The organism is Hyalangium versicolor (genome assembly GCF_020103695.1).
Lineage (GTDB): Bacteria > Myxococcota > Myxococcia > Myxococcales > Myxococcaceae > Hyalangium > Hyalangium versicolor.
Genome location: NZ_JAHXBF010000009.1, coordinates 111,147 through 128,488, shown reverse-complemented (window position 1 = coordinate 128,488; position 17,342 = coordinate 111,147). Strand labels below are relative to the sequence as shown.

At 66.8% G+C, this 17,342-nt stretch carries 14 protein-coding genes; 8 read left to right on the top strand and 6 right to left on the bottom strand.

All coding sequences use genetic code 11. The annotated features are described in order from the left end of the window. Window positions 1-24 precede the first annotated feature (24 nt). Both KY501_RS20005 and KY501_RS20000 read right to left on the bottom strand, forming a co-directional pair. Entirely contained in the window at window positions 25-1,170 is a 1,146-nt protein-coding gene (locus KY501_RS20005; protein ID WP_224364804.1) for a glycosyltransferase family 4 protein, read from the bottom strand. After that, window positions 1,167-2,300 carry a glycosyltransferase family 4 protein gene (locus tag KY501_RS20000; RefSeq protein WP_309242981.1) on the bottom strand — a complete coding sequence of 378 codons (1,134 nt, stop codon included), beginning with the start codon at window positions 2,298-2,300 and terminating at the stop codon, window positions 1,167-1,169. The genes KY501_RS20005 and KY501_RS20000 overlap by 4 nt, the downstream gene beginning before the upstream one ends. Before the next feature lie 155 nt (window positions 2,301-2,455). Here KY501_RS20000 and KY501_RS19995 point away from each other — a divergent pair, with 155 nt between their 5' ends. Genes KY501_RS19995 through KY501_RS19985 form a run of 3 tightly spaced genes read left to right on the top strand, consistent with a single transcriptional unit; the run spans window position 2,456 to window position 5,895 of the window. Continuing rightward, on the top strand, window positions 2,456-4,027 hold the full coding sequence (locus KY501_RS19995) for an oligosaccharide flippase family protein (RefSeq protein WP_224364803.1): 1,572 nt from the start codon (window positions 2,456-2,458) through the stop codon (window positions 4,025-4,027). Then, entirely contained in the window at window positions 4,024-4,977 is a 954-nt protein-coding gene (locus tag KY501_RS19990; protein ID WP_224364802.1) for a glycosyltransferase family 2 protein, read from the top strand. Before KY501_RS19995 ends, KY501_RS19990 begins: the two co-directional genes overlap by 4 nt. 6 nt (window positions 4,978-4,983) lie before the next feature. Further along, window positions 4,984-5,895 carry a glycosyltransferase family 2 protein gene (locus tag KY501_RS19985; protein ID WP_224364801.1) on the top strand — a complete coding sequence of 304 codons (912 nt, stop codon included), beginning with the start codon at window positions 4,984-4,986 and terminating at the stop codon, window positions 5,893-5,895. Between the two features lie 6 nt (window positions 5,896-5,901). Here KY501_RS19985 and KY501_RS19980 read toward each other — a convergent pair whose 3' ends face one another. Next, on the bottom strand, window positions 5,902-6,495 hold the full coding sequence (locus tag KY501_RS19980; protein WP_224364800.1) for a class I SAM-dependent methyltransferase: 594 nt from the start codon (window positions 6,493-6,495) through the stop codon (window positions 5,902-5,904). 511 nt (window positions 6,496-7,006) lie between these two features. Here KY501_RS19980 and KY501_RS19975 point away from each other — a divergent pair. Then, window positions 7,007-7,828 (top strand): hypothetical protein, encoded by an 822-nt coding sequence (locus KY501_RS19975; RefSeq protein ID WP_224364799.1) that lies wholly within the window; start codon window positions 7,007-7,009, stop codon window positions 7,826-7,828. Window positions 7,829-7,911: 83 nt separating this feature from the next. Here KY501_RS19975 and KY501_RS19970 read toward each other — a convergent pair whose 3' ends face one another. Then, window positions 7,912-8,133, bottom strand: a complete 222-nt coding sequence (locus KY501_RS19970; protein ID WP_224364798.1) for a hypothetical protein — start codon at window positions 8,131-8,133, stop codon at window positions 7,912-7,914. A 542-nt stretch (window positions 8,134-8,675) separates the two neighbouring features. Here KY501_RS19970 and KY501_RS19965 point away from each other — a divergent pair. Next, the gene (locus KY501_RS19965) at window positions 8,676-9,392 is read left to right on the top strand and encodes a hypothetical protein (protein ID WP_224364797.1); all 717 of its coding nucleotides are present in this window, start codon (window positions 8,676-8,678) and stop codon (window positions 9,390-9,392) included. A 397-nt stretch (window positions 9,393-9,789) separates the two neighbouring features. Here KY501_RS19965 and KY501_RS19960 read toward each other — a convergent pair whose 3' ends face one another. Further along, window positions 9,790-12,132 carry a sensor histidine kinase gene (locus KY501_RS19960; protein ID WP_224364796.1) on the bottom strand — a complete coding sequence of 781 codons (2,343 nt, stop codon included), beginning with the start codon at window positions 12,130-12,132 and terminating at the stop codon, window positions 9,790-9,792. A gap of 202 nt (window positions 12,133-12,334) precedes the next feature. Beyond that, entirely contained in the window at window positions 12,335-13,417 is a 1,083-nt protein-coding gene (locus tag KY501_RS19955; RefSeq protein ID WP_224364795.1) for an acyltransferase family protein, read from the bottom strand. Window positions 13,418-13,576: 159 nt separating this feature from the next. Between KY501_RS19955 and KY501_RS19950 the strand changes: the two genes are divergently transcribed. From KY501_RS19950 to KY501_RS19940, 3 genes are read left to right on the top strand one after another with little or no spacing between them, the layout of a single operon-like run. Further along, on the top strand, window positions 13,577-14,758 hold the full coding sequence (locus KY501_RS19950; protein ID WP_224364794.1) for a glycosyltransferase family 4 protein: 1,182 nt from the start codon (window positions 13,577-13,579) through the stop codon (window positions 14,756-14,758). Window positions 14,759-14,817: 59 nt separating this feature from the next. Further along, window positions 14,818-16,302, top strand: coding sequence for an MraY family glycosyltransferase (locus tag KY501_RS19945; protein ID WP_224364793.1), 1,485 nt, complete (start codon window positions 14,818-14,820; stop codon window positions 16,300-16,302). Window positions 16,303-16,307: 5 nt separating this feature from the next. Beyond that, complete coding sequence (locus KY501_RS19940) at window positions 16,308-17,342, top strand: nucleotidyltransferase family protein (protein ID WP_224364792.1); 1,035 nt, start codon at window positions 16,308-16,310, stop codon at window positions 17,340-17,342.

Sequence of the window (17,342 nt, the reverse complement as noted above, 5' to 3'; positions counted from 1 at the left end):
TGAGTGGCACGGAGGCATGCCGGATCAGCGCAGGAGGAGCCGCTGGTACGCCTGGAGCACAGTGTGCGCGTGGGCCTGCCAGGTGAACCGTCGGGCACGCTCCAGCCGGATTTCGCGAGCGGGGGGAGGCTGCCGGCCGGACAGCAGTGCATCCAAGGTGTTCACCCACGCGGCGACGTCTCCCACCGGGCAATAGAGGCAGGCCGTGTCGCCTACCTCGCGCAGCACGGGGAGATCGCTCGCCACCACCGGGGCGCCACACGCGAGCGCTTCGATGACAGGCAGTCCGAACCCCTCCGCTTCGCTGGGGACGAGCACGGCCTGTGCTCCCCGGTAGAGCCCGGCCAGGGTTGCCCGATCGAGCTTCGGGGGCTGCAGCAGCGCGTCGCCGAGGCCCAGCCGCGTCACCTGCTCGCGCTGGGCGGGAGTGAGCGCGCCTCCCTGCTGGACGAGCCGCAGTTCCGGGTGGCGGGCTCGCAGTGCCGCGAACACCTCGAAGAGGACATCCAGGCGCTTGCGGGGAATGGAGCTGCCCACGTGCAGCACGTAGGGCTGTCCTCCGAGCGGTACGAGGAGCGAGTGGCTCGTGTCTCCGGGAGAGGGCTCTGGCCGGAACTCGGGGGAGACTCCCAAGGGAGCCCAGACGAGCCGGTGGGGATCCACCACGCCGTGCGCCAGGAGTTCGGAGCGGACGGCCTGCGTGCCGTGGAAGACGATCGCCGCGCGCTCCAGGCCCAGGAGGATCGTCCGCGCCATGAGCCGGAACCATCTCGGGCGCGGCTCCCGGTGCGGTTCGAGGACCGAGCGGAAGGCGTCCAGGTCATGGCAGTAGACACCGGTGCGCCGCGCGGGCAGGGCGTGGACGAGCTGCGCGTACGAATGATCCACCACGTGGAAGGCGTCGTACCGGCCCCGCGCCAGGAGCGCTCGCGCGGGGTAGGCGCCGAAGCGGGTGAGGAGCCGATCCGCGTTGAACGCCGTGCGCTCGCCGAGTCCGGGCAGCCGTTGGACGAGGCGCGGCAGCGGAGGGCGCACTCCCGTGGCCACCACCTCCGAGGGGTGCTCGGACAGTCCTTCTAGCAATGCCTCCCCCACGAGGTCCATGCTGGGCCAGCCCTCCTCTCGCGGATCCATGAGCAGCGCGAGTTTCAGCGGTGCGCTGGGAGTCATGGACGTTCGCCTTCCGCCGAGGGGGCGGGGTTGAGCAGCACCTCCATCGTGCGCTCCAGGGAGAAGCGCTCCCGATAGACTTCAGCGGCTCGAGCCCCCAGCGCTGCCAGCTTCTCGGGTTGAGACAGCAGCCGCTCGGCGGCTCGAGCCAGGGTCTCTGGAGCCGTGCCCTCCACGAGTTCCACCGCACCCAGTTCCCGCCACAGGGGCTCGGTGAGGTGCCCGGTGTGGGTGACCAGCGGCCGACCCAGGGCCAGGCTTGCCATCGTGGTGCCGCGCCGGGTGCTCACTCCATCCGGGTAGGGCTGGATGAGCAGCTCACACGCCTGGAGGTGCGCTGCCAGCTCGGTCGGGGGCAGGGAGTCCCGAGCGAGGAGCCGCGGCGAGAGTTCCGGGCGGCGCCGGGCCAGTCCCTCGAGCCAGGACTGGCTGCCTCGGCCCAGGAGCAGCACCCGGTGGCGGGGGTGGGCGCTCAGCAGCGGGACGAGCACTCGCTCCAGCGGCCCGGAGGTGCCTGCTCCATAGGTGCCGAAGTGCCCCAGCAAGGGCCCCGTGCCGAGCTCCTCGCGTACGCGAGCCACGACCGAGGGATCCACCTCCGTCGGGAGGTTGCTGGGCACGGGGCGCCACTCGGTGTGGCGGCGGCTCTTCGCGGGCAGGTGCTCGGCCCAGGCGGGGATGGACACGAAGGTGCGATCCGCCGCTCCTGCCACCAGCCGCACCATCAGCCGCGTAGTGCCCGCGAGCACCTGACGGCGCAGCGGATCCCCTCGGTGCCACGGGTACACCACCTCGTGGAAGAAGACCCAGCGCTCATCCTGCCGGCGCGCGGCGAACCAGGCGCAGAAGGGGAGATTCATCGCCTTCAACCCGAAGGCGTGCGGCACGTACTGGAGCAGCAGCCTCCGAGGCCTCCGGCAGCGCTCGAGCCCTCGGGTCAGCCCCACCAGCCCCAGGGGGGTGAAGAGGCCCGGTGCGCGGTGCACGGTGACACCATCCTCCCGAGTTTCTCCCGCGGCTCCGGGAGCCCACACGTGCACCTCCGCGCCTCGGAGCGCCAACTCCCGGGCAACGAGCCGCGAGTAGTCGCTGACACCGCCCGGCTGGGGCGGGTACTCGCCCGTGAGCAGGTGCCACGCAACATCCGAGGGGGGCGCGGCGGGACGGCTCAGGAAGCCTCCATGTCCCGAAGGTCCATCAGCTGCATTCGGCGCGGACCGTAGTCCTCGCGCTGCGGGAGTGTCAAAAGCATCCAGCCCTCTCTTGCAGGGAGGGGGAGCAGGCGGTGTTGAGCTTGAGGGCGGTGGGGGGCACCGTTAGCATCGGCGGCGGCCTGCTCCGGATGAACACCACTGCTGCCCCAGAAGTCACTGCCTCCGAGGTGAAGGCCCGAGCCCAGAAGGGAGTGCTCGTCCTCGCCGCCCGCACGCTGGCCTCCCAGGGCCTGCGTGTGGTGAGCGCCCTGTGCCTGTCCCGGCTGCTGTTCCCGGATGACTACGGCCTGTTCGGCATCGTGAACTACGCCGCCACGCTGGGCATCTTCCTCGGAGACCTGGGGCTCAGCGCCGCCCTGGTGCACCAGTCCCACGAGCCTACTCCGGAGGAGACCTCGACCATCTTCTGGGGACACCAGATGCTGACAACCCTGGTGGCCGCCGGGGTCGCGTTGATGGCGCCGCAGCTCGTGGAGGGGTACGCGCTCGGGGCGCAGGCGCTGCCCATGGTCTACGCCCTCGTCGCGGGGCTCTACTTCTTCTCGCTGCGCATCATTCCCGTCATGGCGCTGGAGCGGAAGCTCGCCTTCCCCGTGATTGCCCGCGCCGAGCTCATCGAGAACCTGGCGCAGGTGGCGACCACCATCTCTCTGGCCGCTCTCGGGTGTGGCGCCTGGTCGCTCGTAGGCGGAGGGTTGGTGCGCGGGGCCGTGGGCCTGGTGTGCATCTGGATGGCGTCTCCCTGGCGTCCCCGGTTCACGTTCCACCTGTCCATCATCAAGCGGCTGATGGGCCTGGGGCTGGGGTTCCAGCTCCCTCCGTTGGTGGGCGCGCTGACGGCGGGCTGGGTGCCATTGGTGGTGGGGCGCTACCTGGGCAAGGACGCCGTGGGCCTGGTCAACTGGGCCTGGGCACTGGCCTCCACGCCGATGATGCTCAGCGCCATCCTCAACCGCGTGGCTTTCCCCGCGTACTGCCGCCTGCAGGATGATCCGGTGGGGTTCGCTGACTACCTGCGCACCTCGCTGCGCCGCCTGTCCGCCGCGCTGTGCCTGATCATCCCCATGGTCGTGTTCGCTGTCCCGGTGGCCGTGCCCCTCTTCTTCGGGCAGCGGTGGGTGCCTGCCGTGCCGCTGGTGCAGTGGTTCAGCGTGGAGTGCATTCTCATTACACTGAATGGCTTGCTGGCCACCGCGCAGAACGCGGGAGGCCGGCCCTATGAGCGGCTCGCCGTCACCATCGCTACGGGCGTGTCGAAGTGGGCGCTGGGGACTTGGCTCATTCACCGGTTCGGTCTGCTGGGAGTTGGGCCCCTGGGCAGCATCATCTGCCTGGGCGAGCTGGCGGTGACGGCCTGGCTCGTCACGCGGCTCAACCCGGCACTCCGGGGCGTGGGCGTGCAGGTGGTGGAGCCCGTCGTCACCGTGGGGCTGCTGTTGCTGGGCTCCGTCCTGTCCGCGCCGTACATCGTTCGCGAGGGGCTGTGGTCTCAGGCGCTCGTGGGCGCGGCGCTGTTCGCGGCGCTCTTCCTGCTGCGTGAGCGTCTGCCTGGACCGGTGCCCCTGGTGGCCGAGCTGCGCACCATCTTCGCGCTCGTCCGGGCCCGGTTGCCGGGCGGGGCGCCTCGGGAGTCTTCGCCGTGACGAAGCCCGATCTCGCCATCTCCATCGTCAACCACAGCAACCCGGAGCTGCTGCACGACTGTCTGCGTACGTTGTTCGCGACGACGAAGCAGTGCTCCTTCGAGGTGTGGGTGGTGGACAACGCCACGGATGGGCGCGGCGTGGAGGCCATGCGGCGTGACTTCCCCCAGGTGCGCTGGATCTTCAACACGGAGCGCAAGGGGTTCTCCGCCAACCACAACCAAGTGCTGAGCAAGGCTCGGGCCCGCTACATCTGCGTCTTCAATGACGACACGATCGTCCACGAGGACGCGTTCGACTCGCTGGTGCGCTTCATGGACCAGAACCCCCGCGTGGGGATGGCGGGTGCCCGGCTGCTCAATGCGAACGGTACGTTGCAGAACTGTGCCTTCCGGGACATGACGCTCTCCTCGGCGCTCTGGGACATCTGCTTCCTGCCGCGCCCGCTGCACTTCCTCAAGGTGCGGCACGTCCACCCGGCGCAGTATGGCGACGAGCAGGCGCGTGTGAGCTGGGTGCTGGGTGCCTGCATCGTCGTCCGCGAGGAGTGTCTGCGCGAGGTGGGGCTGCTGGACGAGGTGCTCTCTCCGGTGGGGAACACCGAGGACACGGATTGGTGCGTGCGCGCGTGGAAGGCGGGCTGGGAGGTGGCCTTCTGCCCGGACGCCGTCATCACCCACCTGGCGAGCCGCTCCTTCCGGCCCTCTACCTCGGGCGTGGACAAGGTGCGCCTGGAGCTGTGGCGCACGCGCATGGCGTACTTCCGCAAGCACCACGGTCGGCTCCATGAGCAGCTGCTGCGGCTCATCCTCGTGGGGACGCTGCCGTGGAATGCCTTCGTGCTGACGCAGACGCTGCTGCGGGGACGCGGGAGCTTGAAGGAGTACCAGCGGCAGCTCTCCACCCATGCGCGCATCTCCGAGCTGGGGCTGCGCGGGCGGCGGGAGTAGCCGAGCATGCCCTTCTTCTCCATTGTCATCCCCACGTACAACCGGGCCCGGCTGCTCGTGGAGGCGCTCGAGTCCGTCTTCGCCCAGGAGTTCTCGGACTTCGAGGTGCTGGTAGTGGATGACGGCTCCACGGACGACACACAGGCGCAGTTGGCCCGGTACGGCGAGCGCGTGCGCGCGCTGCGGCAGGAGAACCAGGGGCAGGGCGTGGCGCGGAACCTGGGCATCCAGCACGCCACGGGTACCTACGTGGTCTTCCTGGACAGTGATGACGTGTGGTTCCCCTGGACGCTGTCCACGTACCGGCAGGCCATCGACATGTATGGAGGGCCCTCGGTCGTGATGGGCACTCCGGCGAGCTTCCAGCACTCGCAGGAACTGGCCCGGGTGCGCAGGGGGCCGTTCCGGGCCCATGCCTTCGCGGACTACTTCGCCACCGCGGAGGAGACGTTTGCTCGCACGGCCTGCGTCATCGCCGCGCGGACGGAGGCGCTGCGCCGCGTGGGAGGCTTCACGTCCCGGCGCATCATCTCCGAGGATCATGATCTGCTCTACCGGCTGGGCACTTCACCCGGCTTCGTTTGGGTGGAGTCGCCCCGTGTCATGGGTTACCGCAAGCACGAGGGCTCCTCATCGCGGCAACTGGAGAAGGGCTACGAGGGGCTGTGCTACCAGCTTGAGCAGGAGGCGCTCGGGCGCTATCCGGGCGGCGAGCCCCGGAGACGCGAGCGGCTGACGCTGATCCTCCACGGCGTGCGGCACGTGTCGCGTTGGCTGGTGGAGCATGGGCGCAAGGATCTCGCGTTGGAGCTCTACCGGCGGAGCCTCCGCTGGCACCTCGTGGTGCCGCGCTGGCGCTACATGCTGGGGTTCCCGCCGTGGATGGTGGCGTCCACCCTGCGGCACCTTAGGCGGTGAGGCGGCTCAGGGAGTCCGGCGGCGGAGCACGGTGAGGGACTCGTACTCGTCGTTCACCTCGAAGGCCGGATCCTTCAGGATGACCTCGCTCGTGTAGCGCACGCTGCCTGCTCCTGGGCGTGGATTTGCGGGCGTGTCCCGGCTGTCGTGCAGCGCCACCACGCCACCGGGTGCCACGAGTGGATTCCAGCCCGTCCAGTCCGCCTGGAGCCCCTCGTACGAGTGGTCTCCGTCGATGAAGATGAAGTCCACCGGCGGGATGCCGTGCTCACGGTGGCGGCGAGCAGCCTCCGCGCCCGTGAGCCGGACCCAGGACACCTGCCCGTTGCGCACCACGCCGACCTCTCGGTGGGAGATGAGGTACTGGAAGCTGAAGCCCAGCCGCCCCACGGGGAACGGATCCACGGCGTACAGCGTGGCGCTCGGATCCATCACGCTGCGCAGCACCCGGGTCGTCACCCCGTGCCACACGCCGATCTCCACCAGCCGGCGCTTGCCTGCTGCGTGCTTCGCGAGACACGCCCGCTCGCCCGCGGACGTCTGGGTCTGGGCCTGTTCCAGACCGACGAGCCAGAGACCGAAGTGGGTGATGACGCGCATGGCAGTGCTCCGCGGGTGGTTCTCGTGCCCGTACGGGTTGTGGGCACGAGGCGCGTATCCCTAGCACGGTTCTGTGGGCCTGGATGCGTCCGACTGTCGGAGTGCGCCAGGAGAAGCTTGGCCGACGCCATTCCGACAGCGGAAGGCCACACCGCAGTGCCGAACAAGGCTGGGCACTGAGGTCTCGCTGCGGCGTTGGGGCGCTGGAGCGCTCTGTAGCGTTCGGCGCGCTGGTGGCGTCGCGCGAAGCCGCCCGTCCCCTCTCCTCTATCCTGGGTGAGCAAGATCAAGGAGAGTACGGGCATGAGAACTTCTTCCACAGCCGGAAGAGTGCTGGCCACGAGCTGTCGAAGAGACGCCGGGCGGGCAGGGACACGCGCTTGGGAGCCAGTCGAAAAGTTCGACCTTGCGAAGCTTCAACACGGCCAGCGTGGCGTGAAGACACGCCCAGGCATCGCATGGGGCTCAACATCGGGGCGCTCCCAGCTGCGCGGTTCACGGAGAACGTTCCGTGAGGATTTTTGACACCCTTGCAGGTGCATCGCAGTTCGCCTGGGTCCTGTGGCATTCAGCCTTGTCCGCGCGTCGTGAAGCAGAGAGCGAACTCTGGCGCTACCTGCGCGAGATCATCGACTTCATTCATCAGTTGGGACAAGCCTACCGCTTTGAAGATTATCTACGAGAGGTTCCACTCACGACCCCTCCCTATCTCAGTACCGCTCTGGACTCTCGTGAGGAGGCATGCTTACGACGGGCCATGGCCCTTGCTCTCAAGGCCCTGGAAGAGACCTCCGACCCGCAGCAAGCACGGCATGCACTCGTCTTCATCAACCTCCTGAACTTTCTTGCCGAAACAGGGCAGCTTGCTGATTTCGAGGACTTCTTCACCCATCGTCTCGACTACGCGCCGCTCGCCATCGCCTCCTTCGCGACACGCGAGGAAGCGGAAGCATGGCTGAAGGAGGTGGCGGAGCCTCCCAGCCCTGCTCGTGTTCTCATTGGCGATGAGTATTATCTGGCGTGGTATTCCCGCGAGGACGGCTCTCGGGATGTGACTCGTGATTTTACAATCGAGCCCTACATTGAAGAATTCACGGCGAGAGGAGTTCCTCCCAACGCTCCCTCGTTCAAGAGCCGCGAAGAAGCTGAGGCGTGGCTGGCCACCCACCCTGCCTCTCCCTTTGCCTTCCTCTCGATCGATGGGGAGCGCTACTTCGCTGTACACCACAAGCGGCTGAAGCGGCATACGCTCCACCCGGTGGCACGCAGCCTGGGCGAGTGGGAAGAGGAGAAAAAGGCCGCCGAACGCCGAACGCCACTCCCTCCAGGGTGAGGCAACCCAGGAGTGACTGCCCGGTCCCGAGAGAGTGCCTCGCTCCAAGGTTGTGGGCTCCCTTTGAGATCCTGTTCCCGAGATCACTTACCGCCGGATTTGACGAACTTCTCGAGGGCGTCGGGTGTGAGCGGATAGTTGGGGCTCAGCACCGAGTGGCAGCTCTTGCAGTCAGTGACGCTGGGATTCTTGGCCTTGGCCAGAGCGAGGAACTTCTTCATGGCCTTCTTGGCTTCGTCCTGTCCGTCCTTTGTGCAGGCATCATTGATCAGCTGGGTCTTGAGGGATTCGCCGGACGAACTCACTGAACTTGGATTCGTCCGACTGTCGGACGAATTCGCCAGATGCGATTCGTCCGACAGGCCGGCCTGTGCTGTCGGACGACTGTCCGACAGGCCGGCCCGTTCAGTCGGACGATGCGGCTCAGAGCGCCGGACGGTTTCCGCGAGGACTACTTTCGTCCGACAGTCGGACGAATCCGCCGAAGCCCTTTCGTCCGACAACTCGTTGGTTGAAGAGAGCTACCTCGGTCCGAACGTTCGGACTCTTGGGCCCGGGCTCCTACGTTCGTCCGACAGTCGGACGAATTCGTCGGACTCTGCTTCGCCGCCGAAAGTGAGGCGCTGGCCGTGAGCCCCACGAAGCCCCCCGTCTCCCGCCGTGGACTGCACCGTCTCGTTTCTCGGACGGTCCCCCTGCTCAAGCGCCTGGGTCCCCTGCACAAGTGCCTGATATTCCGAGCGCGGGGTGTTGGCCTCACTTCTGCTCTAGGGAGTCGCAACCGGCAAGCCCTGACCCGCCGGCCGAGTCTCAGCAGGAGTGAGGCTCAACAGGGGGGCATACAACGATGAACGACAACAACGAGATCCCGAATCCCTATAAGGATAAGGGGCTGACGAAGGAGCAGGCGGTGGACACCCTGCGCCAACTCGCCAAGGACGAGACGCGCAACCACCTGCTCATGGGGCTGCTCTTCAACTACGTGGCCGACAGCAAACTGCTGGAGGGCACGCCGTACAAGAACCCGGTGGACTACCTGTGCAGCCACGTCCAGGAGGTCTCCCGCTCCGCCTTGCTGGACTACAGCGCGGTGGCGCGGGTCTTCACCGAGCCGGTGGCTCTGCGCTACGGCATCACGCGTCTGCGCCTGCTGCTCACCTACAAGGACGCCACGAAGCTGGAGTTCAACCCGGAAGAGCCGGGCCCCGCCGTCATCCAGGTGCCGGACAAGCAGGGCCAGGTGACGGTCAAGTCCTTCGCGGATTGCGGCGTGGAGGATCTGCGCATGGCCCTCAAGCACCTGCGCGACTCCACTCCCGGCACGCCCTTCCCTTCGGAGGACCGGGCCGTGGTGGACGGCTACCGCGAGGCCATCCTGCGCGCTGTGCCGAAGGGCTCGCCCGTGCGAGTGCTGCTGGACCGGCACAAGGAGGAGTCGGTGATCGAGATCCGCACCCTGCCGCTGACGCAGGTGGACAAGCTCATCGAGGCGTTGCTGAGCCAGTACGCCGTCATGAACGTGGTGCCGGCGGCGGCGAAGAAGAAGGAGCAGGCGCGCTCGTAACACCTCGCCGTGAATGAGGAGCGGCCCCATTTTCCGGAATACTCGGAGCACGGGGCCGTGCTTTTCTTGCTTCAGGCTGGGGGGCAGGCTGTGGCGCATGTCCAGAGCCTCCTCCTCTTCCCTTTCACCTGCGGCACTGCCGGAGGGAACGCTCGTGGGCCGCTGGCGCATCCTGGGTTGGGCGGGCCAGGGCTCCCATGGAGCCGTCTATCGAGCGGTGTTGGTGGACAACGCTCCAGGCGTGCCAGATGCTGGCGCAGCTGGCGCGAGCACTCCAGAGCACTCCCGCCTCCGGGTGCGTGCATCGGGACCCACAAGCCATGGGTCTGAGCGAGAGCAGGGGCAGTGGAGCTGCCGGCATCGACGTGCACAAGAGGAAGAGCGGTATACATCCGGGCTATTGCGCCGGAGTGACTTGAAGTTCGTCACACGCAGGAAGGCTCATGGTGAAGCGCGTGTATCTGCCCAACTCGCTCTCCACCGCCAGTTTCCCCCCGTGGAGTTTGATGATGTCGTAGCTCAGTGACAGCCCCAGCCCGATATTACCGTTGCCCGGAGGTTTGGTTGTGAAGAACGGTTCGAAGATGCGGCTCTGGAGCTCTTCGGGGATGCCCGGCCCGTTGTCCTCAACCTGGAGAATCACTTCTCCGCCATCACGGTGGGTGCGTACGGTAACGGTGGGGTTGAAGGCGGGGAAGGGCTGGCGCTGTTTCAAGGACAAGGCATCGATGGCGTTGTGAATCAGGTTCTGAACCACGCGGCCCAGTTGCTGGGGCATCGCCTGTACCTTTCCTATCGCCGGATCAAACTCCCGCACGAAGTTCACGACCAGGTCCGGATTGCGGACACACGCCTCGGCGTAGGCCTGTTCCAGGTATTGCTCCGCGAGCGAAATCACGTCTGTGGGTTCGAGTGCACTAGAGCGGCCCCGGGCATGCTCCATCATGCTCTGGATGATGTGGTCGGCTCGTACGCCGTGCTGGTGGACAATGGCCGCATTCTGCTTCAGATGGGCAATGAGGTCCTGGACCTCGCCCATGAGGAGGAGTTGGGGGTGCTCATGCAGCGCTCGCTCCAGGTCCTGGGAAAGTTCGACGCTGGCCTCAGACAGGTTGTTGATGAAGTTGAGCGGGTTCTTGAGCTCGTGCGCGATGCCCGAGGTGAGATGGGCGAGGGAAGCCAGCTTTTCCGACTGGATGAGCTGGCTCTGCGTGCGCTGCAGCTCCTGAATGAGCATTTGCTTGGCCGTGTTTTCGTGATGGAGGGTTGCATTCGCCATTTCCAACTCACGGGTGCGGTCTTGGATGCGCTCCTCCAATTGGCTGTTGAGTTGCTCCAGGTCCGTACGGGCTTGGTGCAGGGATGCGTTGCTTTGCCCCAGAGTCTGGCCCATGCGGACCAGCCCTTCTCCGGTGCGCTGCAGTTCGATGATGGGATAGGTCGGCTGTGGCTGTGAATACTCGCCTTGGCCAATCCGCTGCATCATGGCCTCCAATGCCAGCAGGGGTTCAGCCAGCGTGCCACTCGTCCGACGCACCTTCCGGTAAAGCCATGCAAAGAAGAGGGCATAGAAGAAGACCAGACCGGCAATCATCCCCAGGCCAACACGGAGGACGCGTTTGTTGAGTTCATAGGCCTCAGCGAAGATGTCCGCCTCGTCCGCGACGACGAGCAGTTTCCAGGCATTGCACTTCACAGTGGACCAGGCCACCTGCTTGCTGCGTCCTGCCAGAATCACGGTCTGTAGTCCCTGCTGCTCGGAGACCAATCGCTGGCCGAACTCGCGGTACTCCTCACGCTTGAGCAGGTTGAAGGTGTCCGGCTTGGGAATGTCGTACTTGATGGCTCGCTGATACGAGTACTGGGTGAGCTCTTTCAGTTCCCAATCCCGTTCTCCTTGAGCAGGTAATGCGAGGATGGTGCCATCCTGGCCCACCAGCATTCCGTAGCTGTTCCAGGGCAAGCGTAATTGACGCACCTGCTCGACTAGATGGCCGAGGGTGACGTCGACGCCCACCACAGCCTCCAGGCGGTCACTCTGCTCTAGGTAGACCGGGGCATTCGCTGAACTCATCCATCCCTGCCCAGCTGTATCGACGTACACGTCTGTCCAGATGACCTTGCGTTCCGGATTGTGTGCCGCGTCCGCTTCGTAATAGTAGTTGTAGACTGAGTGATCGCCAGCCGCTCCGTTCTCCTCAAGGATTTTGCCGTAGTTGATGTACGGATAAAGGCGGGTCATATGATCCGCAGTGAGGACGTAGGCCTGGGTGATCAGAGGGTGTGTCTCTACGATGCTCTCAAGCAACGGATCGAGCTGCGCAAACTGCAGCGCCTTCTGGCGTTCGGGCTCGCGAATGCGGGTGAGACTGGAATAGAGGAGAGCGGCTCGACCTGGCAGGTTGCGTGTCGTATAGAGCGCGCCACCCTTGGAAAAGGCATAGCGCAAGGGCTCTTCGGCATCTGGGACGAACGGCGTCACAAAGGCCCGTGCGGTCTGGCGGCGGAGGAGTTCAGCGCTGTAAGCGACAGAGGCAAGCTGGGCGCTGATGTTCTCGGCCTGTTGCTGGGAGGCGTATCGAAGTTGCTCGGTCGCCAGGCGTTGCAAAGTTGTGATGTTCTGCTCGCGGATGACGCTGTTGGTGATGAAGTAGGCGGCAATGAGTGCCACCTCGATGAAGAAGAGTGGGACGAGTGCGCTCGTGAGATAGGTTCGCCAGATGAGCCGCAGCAGTGACACAGGTGCAGCGGCACTCCTTCGATGCTGTGGCAAGAGCGTAGCCCCCATGCTCGATGCCTCCTTCTCACTCCCAGAGAGCAAACAGGGAGCAGCATACTCCTGAACGCCGGGCTGCCCCGCTATGCTCGATGGGTTGCGTCTACCTGCAACTCAGAGGGCGGACGTCCCATCGCCAAGTGATTGGCTGCTTGATGATCGTGGCTCACGTTGCCCGCACTCGTTCCGGGAACAACCGCACGAGCAGCGCCGGAGGCGAACTCTTCAACCGCAGCGCTCGTTTCTCCACCAGGTGCCACGAGAGCACCGCCAGCGCCATCACCACCGGCAGGGCCAGCGCCGCATCCAGCATGGGCGCCATCCGGCCCCCCATCAGCGCCACCACGAGCTGCTGCACCGGGAACGCGTAGATGTACACGCCGTATGAGAAGTCCCCGTACCGGCCGAAACGCGCGAGCCGGCTCGGCACGAAGGCCAGGTACATCACTGCGTACACACCGCAGCTCCCCACCGCGTACCGGAACCCTCCGAGCCAGGCCGTGAGCACCAGTACCGCGAAACACCCGCACGCCACCCACGGGCTCATCCGCACCTTGTCCCGCAGCAGGTACAGCGCCATACCCCCGCCGAAGTAGAGGTACAGCTCCGGCCACAGGTGCAACCGCGGACCCACGTGCGGCACGAAGGGCACCACCACCGCCAGCGCCCAGCCCGCCAGCACCACCCACCCGCGCAACAGCCTTGCGGCTCCCAACCCCGCAACCAACAGGTAGAAGCCCACCTCGAACTTCAAGGACCACAGCGAGCCGTTCACCGCGTTCGGGAACGCATTGCCGTGGAAGACTCCCGGCAGCGTCCACTGTGACTGATACAGAGTGAAGTTGCGCAGCAGGTACAGGTACGTCTCGGACGATTGGAAGTACGCCCCCAGGGGCAGCTCCGTCATCGCCGGGCCCAGCAGGAACACGCTCGCCAGCAGCATCACCCCCAACCCCGGGAAGATGCGCAGCGCCCGCGCCCACAGATAGCTCCCCAGGCTCGACGCGCGCTCCTGGCTCTGGGCAATCAGCACCCCGCTGATCATCAGGAACACCGCCACGCACAACTGCCCCACCGTGGACTGACGGTGAGAGAAGCGCTCCAGCGGATCCAACGTCCCCAGGCCCTGTCCCAACGGGAAGGCGTGCGAGAAGATGACCCCCGCAGCCGCAACGAACCGGATGAAATCCAGGTTGTTGCGCTTCCCGTCCAGGCACTGCCGCAGGGTGGGAGAGGGAGTGGGAGCCATAGGAGATGCCGTGCGACAGGCCGCATTCTGGACCGGGCTGCTTGCCACTCAAAGCGTCCAGGCAGCCTGCCTCTCGATAGGAGGGGCTCCAACGGTCACCAGACGACCGTGTGTCGTGTTATCCAGCGCGCCGGGTTTCTCTCCTCTCCCGGGGGCGGCGTGTCAGGCCCACGAGTCCTCTTCGCCATCCACCATCCGTTGGATCCGAACCTCGGCGCCCCCGGGGTGACGTTGGCATTGGGGAATGCGCTCGTCTCTCTGGGCTGCGAAGTCTTCTACTACGGCTTCGGTGAAGCCTTCCCGGGCGTCACCTCGCACTCGGCCTGGCACTCGGTCCGCTTCCCCTGGGTCCTCTCCGCGTGGCTGGCGCGCAACGCCGGGCGCTTCGATGTGCTCGACATCACCACCGGAGATTGCTGGCCCTGGGCTCGCATGGGCCGGCCCGGAGCCCGCCGCCGCCACGCGCTCCTCACCCGCAGCCATGGCCTGGAGCACGTTGTCTCCGAGCAGCTCCGCGAGGATGCGCACTCCGGACGGGCGGACCTGAGCTGGAAGTATCCGCTCTACCATGGGGGCTTCCGGCTCTGGGAGGTGCGCCAGTCCCTGCTCATGGCCGATCGCGTCGTGCTCCTCAACGCGAAGGATCGCGATTACGCGCAGCAGCACCTGGGCATCCCCGCCAGCCGCATTGCCCTCATTCGCCACGGGTTGTCCGAGCCCTTTCGCGCACTCCCGCCTCCCGAGTCTCTCGCCGAAGGCCCCCTGCGCCTGGCCTTCGTGGGCACGTGGATCCAGCGCAAGGGCCGCGAGGACCTCGTCGCCGTGGCCCAGGCGCTATACGAGCAGGGCGTGCGCTTCTCGCTCTCCCTGCTGGGCACGGGCACCAGCGAGGCAGAGGTGCTCTCGGCCTTCCCGGCCGCCGTGCGCGAGCGCCTGCGCGTGGTGCCTGGCTACCGCCACGCGGAGCTGCCCAGCCTGCTCCGTGAGCACGAGGTGCTCCTCTTCCCCAGCCACGCCGAGGGCTATGGCATGGCGCTCGTCGAGGCCATGGCCTGTGGGCTGGCACCGCTCTCCACACCCGTGGGCGTGGCCCCCGAAGTGGTGCGCGAGGGAGAGACAGGCCGGCTGCTCCCCGTGGGCAACGTGCCCGCCTTCACCGCCGCCGTGCGAGCCCTGGCCGAGGATCGCCGCCGGCTGCTGGAGTTCCGGCGCGCTGCGCAGACCGCCGTACAGGGCATGACATGGAGAGATGTCGCCTTGCGGACACTGCGTCTTTACGAGTCCGCCCTCCAGGAGGAGAGGGGGCAGGCGGACGGGCCCCACGAGGTAGGGAGATTTTAAAGAGCGGACATTGACGCGTCAGGCCGTACGCCGTCAGCATGGTGTCCGGTTGGACCGCAATGATCACGTTCCTCGTCACCTTCCTTGTGTCGCTGATGGTGGCCCTGGTGCTCACCGTCGTGGTGCGAAACCGCGCCCTGGCGTGGGGGTGGGTGGACCAGGCCAACTCCAGCCGCAAGGTGCACGCGCGGCCCATTCCGCGGCTGGGTGGCATCGCCATCGTCCTGGGCTTCTTCGCGCCCCTGTGCGCCCTGTCCTTCACTGACTCGGGCGTAGGCTACCTGTTCCGCTTCCACCGGGAGCTCGTCTGGGGCCTGTTCGCCGGCGGGGCCGTCATCGCCATGCTGGGGCTGTATGACGATCTGCGAGGGGCAGGGGCCCGGCTCAAGTTCACCGTGCAGTTCGCCGTGGCCATCGGCCTCTACCTGTTGGGCTTCCGCGTTGAGCTGATCGCCAACCCGTTCGGGATGGAGCTCTCCCTGGGCATGCTCAGCCTGCCCTTCACCCTGCTGTGGATCGTCGGCGTCATCAACGCCATCAACCTCATCGACGGGCTGGATGGGCTGGCCGGGGGCGTCGCCTTCTTCGGGGTGGGCACCAACTTCATCCTCTCGCTGGTGCGCGGGGACGTCATCATGTGCTTGCTGATGGCCGCCCTGGCCGGCGCCATCCTCGGGTTCCTCGTCTTCAACTTCAACCCGGCCTCCATCTTCATGGGCGACACCGGGAGCATGTTCCTGGGCTTCGTGCTCGCCGCCGTCTCGTTGAAGACGTCCACCAAGAGCGGCACCGCCGTGGCCATGCTCGTGCCTGTCATGGCGCTGGGCCTGCCCATCATGGACACCCTGCTGGCGATGATTCGCCGCTCGGTGCTGGGCCGGCCCCTGTTCAGCGCGGACAAGGAGCACATCCACCACCGCCTCATGGCCCGCCTGATGCTCAGCCACCGCTCGGCGGTGCTGGTGCTCTATGGGCTGTGCGGCCTGTTCACCCTCACCGCGTTGGGGCTCAACTTCGCCAACAGCGCGCAGAGCGCCCTGCTCCTGGTGGGCATGGGCGTCGTCGTCTTCATGCTCATGCGCAAGCTGGGCTACCTGGACCTGCACCGGGCCGGCACCGTGGGCGAGGTGCGGCGCAGGAACATCCGCCTGCGCTCGCTGGTGAAGGAGCTCTCCCGAGCCATCCGCGGCGCCCAGTCGCTGCAGCAGTTGTGGGACTGCGTTCGCCCGCTCGCCGAGGCGCTCGACGTGGCCCGGCTGGAGTTGCGGCTCCAGCACCAGCGCGACGGGCTCACGGATGGCGTCGTCTTCGAGACGCAGCGCCCCGCGGGCTCGGCCCTGCCGCTGGATGTGCGCGTCGAGGTGAAGGAGGGCGAGGTGCCGCTCGGGTGGCTGAGCCTCTCCTGGAGTGATGGGCGGGAAGAGGTGAGCCGCGACGAGGAGCTGGTCGTGGAGCAGGTGGCCGGCACCGTGGCCGAGCGCGCCGCCAGCCTCATGGCCCTGGCCCACGCCGAGCCGAGCCGTGTTGTCGCGCTGAGGCGGTGACGCGCGTGGGCGCGAGGGACTTCCTGGCGCTGCTCCGGGCCTGGCCGGCCGCTCCTACGAGCAAGCCTCCGGTGGATGCGGAGTCCTTCGTGAGAGCCGCCGCGAGGCACGGGCTCGCGGGCTTCGCGGCGCATGCGGCGGAGCGGGCAGGGTGGGGGTTGCCAGCGGCGGCCCAGGAGCTCCTCCGCCGCGAGTCGATGAGCGCCGCGGCTCGGGCCATCCGGGTGAATGCGCTCCTGCTGCGCTCGGTGGATGCGCTCGCCACGGTGGGCGTGGTGCCCGTGCTGCTCAAGGGCCCGGCGCTGGCTCGGCGGCTCTATCCCGAGCCCTTTCTGCGTGCCACCACGGATGTGGACCTGCTCGTGGGTACAGAGCAGGTGGAGCCGTCCTCGCGAGCCCTGGAAGGACTGGGGCTGACGCGGGCACCCGAGCGGCCCGGGCATCGCGGCGAGCACTCGCATCACCGCGAGTTTCAGGGGCCCGGTGGGCTCGTGGAACTGCACTTCCGCGCGCTCGTGGGCTACGGGCAGGCGCTGGAGGCGGACATGCTGCTCGCCCACGCAGAGGAGGCCGAGCTGGAGGGGCGCCGCGTGCGCTACCTCCGCGCCGAGGAGGAGCTGGTCTACCTGTCCCTCCACGCGAGCAACCATCTGCTCCAGCGGCTCTCGTGGGTGCTGGACTTGAAGCTGTTGCTGCTCGCTCACCCTCGGCTGCGCTGGCCTCTCGTGGTGGAGGTGGCGCGGGCGTCGGCACTGCCTCATCTGGCGTGGTACGCGCTGGAGACAGCTCGGCGGCTGCTCGGAGCACCTGTCCCGCTCGAAGTGCTGGAGGAGTTGTCCCCGCCGCGCTGGCAGCAGCTCCTGGCCTCGCGGTTCTTCTCCGAGGAGCGCTTGCTCGGCACGGCACTCGTCGAGCACAGGCTGGGGTGGGCTGCCGCGAAGCTGCTGCTCGCGCCCCGAGCAGGGCCCATCGCGCGCTATGGGCTGTGGCGGCTGACGGAGGCTCTCCGCGCCCGGCTCCCCCGCACCATGCAGCGGTGA